Origin of the sequence: Carboxylicivirga mesophila (genome assembly GCF_018271975.1) — a bacterium.
Lineage (GTDB): Bacteria > Bacteroidota > Bacteroidia > Bacteroidales > Marinilabiliaceae > Carboxylicivirga > Carboxylicivirga mesophila.
On record NZ_JAGUCN010000031.1, the window covers coordinates 51,767 to 59,349 of the forward strand.

Sequence of the window (7,583 nt, forward strand, 5' to 3'; positions counted from 1 at the left end):
TTCTGGGCGGCCTCTTCGTATGTGATGGTTAGTGCTGTTAAAACAGCTTTTCTTCGGTAAGCTCACCATTGGTGTAATACTCTTCTTTGGATAGTTCCCCCACTTCATTCCACATGCTTTGGATACCTTCTTTTTTATCCTGTACAAAATTAACGGTAGATGACACTAAGCCATTGTTATGATACCAGGTCCATTCGCCTTCTTTCTTATTGTCTTTTACTGTGCCAGCGGCAAACAGTTCGCCTGTTTCGAAATAGATTTTCATGTCGCCCGACTCACGCCCTGCCTCATAGAAATGCTCCAGGTAGGTGCTTTGGGTTGTTTCGTACAGGGTTATCCAGTTGCCGTCGCGTAAGCCATCGACGATAGAGCCCGATTCCAGCACCTTTTTCATATCGGCATAATAAGAGGTGTAATAGCCATTGCCATCCACCACCATGGCTTTACCATCGGGGTTCCACGAATGATTGATTTGATAGGTGCTGTTGGCATACACACCTTCTTCCTGCAGCTGGCCGTTTTCGTAGTAGGTTAGCCATTTACCGTGCTGCAAACCCTCTTTGACCAAACCCTCTGCCAGCAGCTGTCCGGAAGCAAAATAGGTTTTAAAATGCCCGTTGCCTGCCTTGACCAGTTGAATACCCTGTTCGTTCCATGTATCCTGAATCAATACGGTTTCTTCATCTTTATGATTAAGGATGTTTTCGGGCTTACCACTTTCGAAATAGTGCCTCCAGATGCCATGGGCCATACCGTCTTTCATCATGCCTTCAGATGCCAGCTGACCATTTTCGTGGTACGATTTCCAGATGCCTTCCTGAAGGCTTCTGTGGTAGTTGCCCTCCTGCTGCAGCTGCGAGGTATCATACCAGTTTTTCCACAGCCCTGTCATGCGGCCATCTTCATAGCGGCCTGAATCCAGTTTAACACCGTTATCGTAATAGCTGGTCCACAGGCCATGTTCGAGCCCTGAGCGGTAATACCCTTCCCGTACCAGCTGGCCCGACTCGTTGAACCATTGCCATAAGCTATCGGGTGTGCCCTCGGTAAAATGTGCAATCAGCTGTGTGTTGCCATTCTCATACCAATAGGTCCACTTGCCGTTTTCTTTGCTGTGCACCAGTTCACCTTCCGACATGCGCTTGCCTGACTCGTAGGTGTAGGTCTGGAAACCACTGACCCCGCTGTTAACCGTGATAAGGAAGAAGCCCATCACCACAATTGAAACGATGACCAGCGGCATGCGCAGCTTGTAGTTGGCCGGGAAGCCTTCCGATTTGTTTTCCTGAATCATCTTTATTTCCAGCTCCGACACCCGCCTGAAAGCCAGTTTGTAACCTTCGAAAACGGCGATGCCATAAAACAGGATGTCCATGGGACTAAAGGACTCCACCAGTATATCGATGATGATGCCGAAGTTGAGGTAGGAGAGCACCTCAATGTAGCTTAATGACTCGGCATGGGCATAAAAGCCCACCTCGCTAAACAGGTTGCCGCTTAGGCAGCCCAGTAAAGCCAGTCCTGCTCCCAGGAAACCAAATTTCTGGTCGATACCGGCACCAAAGAAACGAACGGCAAAGCCCACGATAAGCCCCACGCCAATGGCCATGTAGCCAATCTGGTATTGAGTGCTAACGGTGATGGCGGCCCACAGCACACCGCTGATGAGGCTGGCCAGCAAACCGCCAATGAGGGCATAGTAAAAATCCTGGTGTTCCTTTAGTTGATTAAGGCTATTGGCATCAAGGCCTCTTAAAATGCTTTGGTCGGTGTCATTGGCTGTATCAATCACCGTATCCTTCACGTATTCATCGCGCTTGAAGTGTTTGCAGGATGTTTCAAAATCGGCCTTTTCACCTGTTAAGCGGCACAGCAGGCCCTGCTGAATATCGCTCTGCCGGTTGGTACATTTCTTACAAAACGCTAGTTGCTCTTGTCTGGTCATTTTCTTTGGTGTTGTAGATTTTTTATAGGTGGATTTGAGGTTTTATTTCTTTTCAAGTTTTTCTATTCCCTTCATTACAGCTTCTCTATTCTTGGCTGACTTAATCCAGTCTGGTAATTTCTCAACCATTGTCCAGTATTGTCGACCATTTTTTTCTCTTAAGTCGGCAGAAACATAGTCTTTCAGGTAGCTCAGGTGATTGTAATTATAGGCCCATAATGAATGTCCTTTGACTGATTCTACCAACCAAAGAGGAAGTTGAAAATAGGGTTCTGTTGGATGTCCATTATATTCATAAATCAGCTCTAGTCTTATGTTTCTGGGTGTATAGCTTTGTGTTTCGCCACAAGTATCACACTTGACAGCTATTTTGTCTTTAGGTGCATTTACATTGGGGATTTGTATGCTTATTTCGGAAGCACAATTTGAACAGTAGCATTTAAGGTCAACCTGATAGCATTCTGTTCTTCCAATTTGAGAATACATACAATTGGGGCATTTTATGCTTCGCTTGGAGTAATAACCTGGTTCAGTTCTGAATACTATTGCACGCTTTGAGCATTTGGGACAAACGACAAGAACGTCATCTTCAAAGCTAGATAGAGTCAGGTTTTTATCTTGAAATCTTTTCATTTTAGCGATGTCTTTTCTTAAAAGGGTGGCTTAAGAGGCAAAGTAAATTTCTTCTTCGAATTGCTTATCATATATGACGATACCATCAAAGATGTCTTTTAATTCCTCTCTTTGAATCCTATGGATGTCAAGTTTTCCAAGATTAAGAATCATATAGTTTAAGTTTTCATCAGTATATGGTGTAGACTGAGTTTCTAAGTAATCATCTTGAATCTCGAGTATGATTTCTACTTCCTTCTTCGAAATCTTTTCGCAAGTCTCTCTCAAGATATTTTTATAGATGAAGTTTGTTCTTTCATCATACGCATGGTCATCAACCTTCTGGGTTATATCTTCCCCTCCAGTTAAGTTGACATGTATTGCTTCAAGAGAATTTCTTAATCCACGAAATCGATGTATTAGACCCAAACCCCAAAATCCAAGCAATAATGTTAAAATGGAGTATAAAATTCCAACGACATAGGGCATTATCAGCCTTGGGAGTTTATACACTCGTGTGTCTTTACAAAAATAAAAGGGGCCAATACTAATTGATATTTTATAATACCTATAAACATATTTCTCTTTTGTCATTCGTGCTTTTTATTTTGGTGTTGAAGCTAAAGGTTGCCGCATTAAGCTGTAGCAAAGTCGCTGTGATTGTCCGTCCAAGAGGACGAGACCATCGAGGCGGGGAATCTGCACAAATGCTCCAGTACCCCTGCTTTACACTATTGTGCCGTGTTGTCCAACGTTTTATTATTTTCTTTAAGTTCTTGTCTAAACTTTTGGTAAGCTTTAAATTCTTCTTCATTCATGGTTATTCTATGACGTTCTAAATCAACTATCTCTTTCAACTCTTCATCTTCAGGATTGCTTAATGATTGTTCATATAAGTCAATAAATTCAGGATGATCTTTATACTGTATCTTAGTTCTAACAATTTCAGGTACTATCAATAATGTTAATGCAAGTCCAATTAGCAAAGCACCTCTCATTATTATATTTCGATATAAACCTCTTAATTTTGGATTTAGAGTTATTATCAATATTACAATTGAAGTTGAAACAAGACCTATAGAAAGGTTGATAGTCGAGCTAGGTATATGAATAAGTTTAAATGCAATTCCGGTGCATAAAATTGAAAATGCTATACCACCAATTACCATTATTGCTTTTAAGTTCTTTTTGTCGTCAACAATTGGTGTGTTCTTATATTTTAAGTTGAAAATCGAAAATCCCCAAATTGGAAAATACAAAAACGCTAGACCAAAAAATGATAATATTGAAAGCAGCGCCCAATAATTAATTAGCATCAATCTCATAATTAGAGATGCTATTGCAGTGATAGCAAATAAAATTTCTAGTTTTTTAATCATGTTTGATAATTAGCTGAAAGGTTTTATGGATAACGGTTGGCCGCATTGCGCTGTAGCAGATTCTGCTATGCGCTATGGCGGCGTGTTGTGCGTTCGTTATTTATTAAAAGTTGAACGAGATTATTTCATACTCATTATCAACTTCTTTAAGCTTCATCGTAAACAGGTCTAGCTTGTCACTTTGAGATTTTATGATTCCAAAAATTGAATAATTTTTTCCATCTGATTTGTAGTCAGCAATTCTTGTTTCACGGTAATCCTTATTTAAACCTTCATAAACATTATCAATAACCGTTTTAAACTTTTCCTTGTCCTTAATGTCTATAAATTCGAGACATGCGGAATAGTCCTTATTGTATATGTTTGTTACATATTGAGCTACAAATGATTCAAGCTTTAAGTATTTAGGAAGTTCAGCTTTTACTTTTTCAACTTCATAAGTATAAGTCTTCGTTGATTGGATTTCACCGTCTTTTTCCTTTACAATATCAATTTCTATCAGGTTATATTTCTCTGATTCCCCAATCATGTTGCAGATTTGGAGCGAAAAACTATTTGCAAATCCATCTTTCGAAACACCGAAGTCAAATAACTGACTATTTTTAAAAGTATATTTCTTAGTACTATTTTCAATATCGTCGGTACTTGCAATATAGTGTTCTGTCACAACACAACCACAATTCAATGAAATTTCTGTCAATTTGCCGCGGGTGCATGACAAGGTTGTCAAAACTAATAAGAGTCCAATTGTTAGGTTTAATCTATTCATTTTATTTCTGTTATAATCTACTGTCTTGTTGGGTCTAATGACGCACAACTCATACATATCCGCACCCGAATGCCCGATATATTGCCACTATCACCATTAAGGCATATAGCAATTACTGCCGGCACCCAGGTGCCAATACTTTCATTATTCCTTTATGCTTGCTGCCCCTTATTACGCTCACATTATCCCCGGTCAGGGGGGCAGTTTTACCGATTAGTACCTGCTAAATTAGAATTTATTTTGAGATGCACATACTTATGTTGATAAAAGATGAGGTGGAGTTGATGAGTGGGAGGTAGTCAGTGGTCAGAGGTTATTAGTCAGTAGTGAGGCAGAAGGCAGAAGAGTTTAGTTAAAAGTGAAGAGTGAAAAGTGAAAAGTGAGAGGTGAGAGGTGAGAAGTGAGGCGGATTGATGTGATGGTGATATGTCAATGAGCATTGGCCATAAGCAAGGAAGCTAGGGTAGTGTTGACCAGGGTCATAAGGCTTCCGACTTGGGTCAGCGGCTTTCTGACCAAGGTCAGATTCAAAAATACCTGGGGTCAGAATGATTCTGACCGAAGACATTTGTTTGCTGACCTATGGGATAAAGAAGATGACCCGGCTTAGGATGAAAATGAGCTAAGTAATAAAGCCTACAACCTGGGTGGTCAGGCTTCTGACCTGGTTTGCGGGGTGTAAGAGATGGGTGCAGAAGAGCGATTTGAACCCTCTTGAATGGGATTTTTGCCCTCTTGGCTGTTTTACCTTGCCTCGGGAGCGGTTTATCCGGCCTCTTGAAGCCGATATTTGGCCAATGGGCGGCTTAATCAGGCCTGTTATTTTGCTTATTGAGCCTCTTGAAATTAAAAACCAGGTCGATGGGATGCTAAGCCAAGTCAGTTGAGCAGCCTATTGAGCCGATGGAGATGAGGAATCGTCCCTGTGGAAGGGGCAACAGGTTGGTTGGCATATCAAATGCTTCAATTGACTGGTGTTGAAGACCTCGGGGCTAATCAAATAAGGGGCTTGTCGCTCATCTTGAAATAGTGCACATGTGGGGTTAAAAACAGGTTTTTGCCCGGCCTTATTGCCTGTTTTTTTCGGCAAATTACCTTCAATTATATCGTATTTTGGCGGGTTTGTAATTAACTGGTAATCAATGCTAATGGTTGAAGCAAAAAACATGCTTATGATTTGACAAAAACGTAAGCATGTTTTTAGTAAAACGTGCCTACGTTTTTACTAAAACATAGGCACGTTTTTTTAGGGCAGGTAGTCGAAAGTTATTAATCTACTTTCTGGTACTCTAAATTATTAAGCATTTGCTTCAGCTTTTTGCCCGGTGTAAAAATGCACTTTGAAGCATTGTGTCATTACGAGTTAATCCTAAATTCTTTTTTATACTTCGCTGGCGAATAACCCGTGAGTTGATTGAAGATGCGTGTGAAGTGGTAGCGGTCGGCAAACCCACAGGTAGTAGCAATTTCTTCGATTGACAGGGTAGAGTGATGCAGCAGAATACAGGCTTTGTCAATCCGTTTCTTCTTGACATATTTTTGAGGGGATATACCTGCTTCCCGGGTAAATAACCTGGTGAAAGCATTGGTAGCCATGCTGGCAATCCGTGCTAGCTGAGGGTTGCTTAAGTCATTGGTCAGATTGTTTTCGATGTGTTTGATAACATCAATGATGCGGTAATCAGCACTTGTATTCTGCCAGCTTTCTTCGGGTAATGACGATAACAGGTGGTTGATGATGGTGTTGATGGCTAAGGTGGAATAAAAGCTGAACTTTGCATGTTCGTAATTCAAATGCTTTTTAATGCCAGCCAGCATCGCATCCAGTTCTTTATTGATAGGTAAGGCATAAACGCCGGGAATGGCATTGTCGTATGGCATGCCCAGGTTAAAATGGATAAATAAGTGAAGCAGGTACTGCTCATTGTATGGTAGCATTTGACTAACGCGTCCGCCTTTTAATGAATACCCTGATTGTGGAATCGAGTTGTTATACATGTAGGTGGAATACGACGTGTTGGGGGCGATGAGAATCAGTTTATCTGGCGTAATAGGTATCTTTTGATTGTTGTATATAATGGCAGCGCCCTCAAAACTATTATGATACACCCGCCAGAATGGAAAAGACAGATCGTTAAATTCCCAGTTCTGCAGCCACCAGTAGCGGCAGCAGTGAATCTGAATTTCATACTTAGGGAAGACCTGGATGATTTCCGAAGGGTCACCTTTTAATGGTCTGTTGGTAGTGGTATTCATGCCTGATGTTTGAAACAGATACAAATCTATTAAAAATAGCCATTTATTATTGAGGCATTTAGAATCAATTTTGTGTGTAGTAAAAATTAATAAACACGAAATTAAAGATATTTAAAATGGCTAACAGGTTAATAGGCGATTTACCCAAGGTTGGAATCAGACCGGTTATTGATGGTCGCGAAAACGGTGTGAGAGAATCACTGGAGTCGCAAGTGATGGATTTGGCGAAAGCAGCTGCCAAATTTATTGAGGAAACACTTCGATTTCCTAGTGGTGAAAAAGTAGAATGCGTCATTGCAGACACTTGTATTGGTGGTGTGGCTGAGGCGGCCATGTGCGCCAATAAATTCAAGAAAGAAGGGGTGGGTGTGTCATTAACTGTAACGCCTTGCTGGTGCTATGGTACCGAAGTGATGGATACCGATCCCCTATTGCCCAAAGCTGTTTGGGGTTTTAACGGAACCGAGCGTCCGGGGGCTGTATACTTAGCGGCTGCCTTAGCCGGTTACACGCAAAAGGGATTGCCCACCTTTGGTATTTATGGTCGTGATGTGCAGGATGTGGGTGATACAACTATTCCTGCTGATGTGCAGGAGAAGATCATTCGCTTTGTAAAAGCCGG

Annotated in this window: 6 protein-coding genes and 1 pseudogene; 1 reads left to right on the forward strand and 6 read right to left on the reverse strand. The window is 41.3% G+C overall.

Annotated features, from left to right (window positions below):
• Positions 1–37: 37 nt before the first annotated feature.
• From KEM09_RS19790 to KEM09_RS19815, 6 genes are all read right to left on the reverse strand, one after another.
• Positions 38–1,945 (reverse strand): hypothetical protein, encoded by a 1,908-nt coding sequence (locus KEM09_RS19790; RefSeq protein WP_212231158.1) that lies wholly within the window; start codon positions 1,943–1,945, stop codon positions 38–40.
• 42 nt (positions 1,946–1,987) lie between these two features.
• Positions 1,988–2,578, reverse strand: a complete 591-nt coding sequence (locus tag KEM09_RS19795; RefSeq protein WP_212231160.1) for a hypothetical protein — start codon at positions 2,576–2,578, stop codon at positions 1,988–1,990.
• 30 nt (positions 2,579–2,608) lie between these two features.
• Positions 2,609–3,151 carry a hypothetical protein gene (locus KEM09_RS19800; RefSeq protein ID WP_212231162.1) on the reverse strand — a complete coding sequence of 181 codons (543 nt, stop codon included), beginning with the start codon at positions 3,149–3,151 and terminating at the stop codon, positions 2,609–2,611.
• 137 nt (positions 3,152–3,288) lie between these two features.
• Positions 3,289–3,936 (reverse strand): hypothetical protein, encoded by a 648-nt coding sequence (locus tag KEM09_RS19805; protein ID WP_212231164.1) that lies wholly within the window; start codon positions 3,934–3,936, stop codon positions 3,289–3,291.
• 103 nt (positions 3,937–4,039) lie between these two features.
• Complete coding sequence (locus KEM09_RS19810) at positions 4,040–4,705, reverse strand: hypothetical protein (RefSeq protein ID WP_212231165.1); 666 nt, start codon at positions 4,703–4,705, stop codon at positions 4,040–4,042.
• A 1,356-nt stretch (positions 4,706–6,061) separates the two neighbouring features.
• Positions 6,062–6,961, reverse strand: coding sequence for a helix-turn-helix domain-containing protein (locus KEM09_RS19815; RefSeq protein WP_212231167.1), 900 nt, complete (start codon positions 6,959–6,961; stop codon positions 6,062–6,064).
• A 116-nt stretch (positions 6,962–7,077) separates the two neighbouring features.
• Here KEM09_RS19815 and fucI point away from each other — a divergent pair.
• Positions 7,078–7,583, forward strand: a pseudogene (gene fucI / locus KEM09_RS19820) (L-fucose isomerase); the annotation flags it as partial.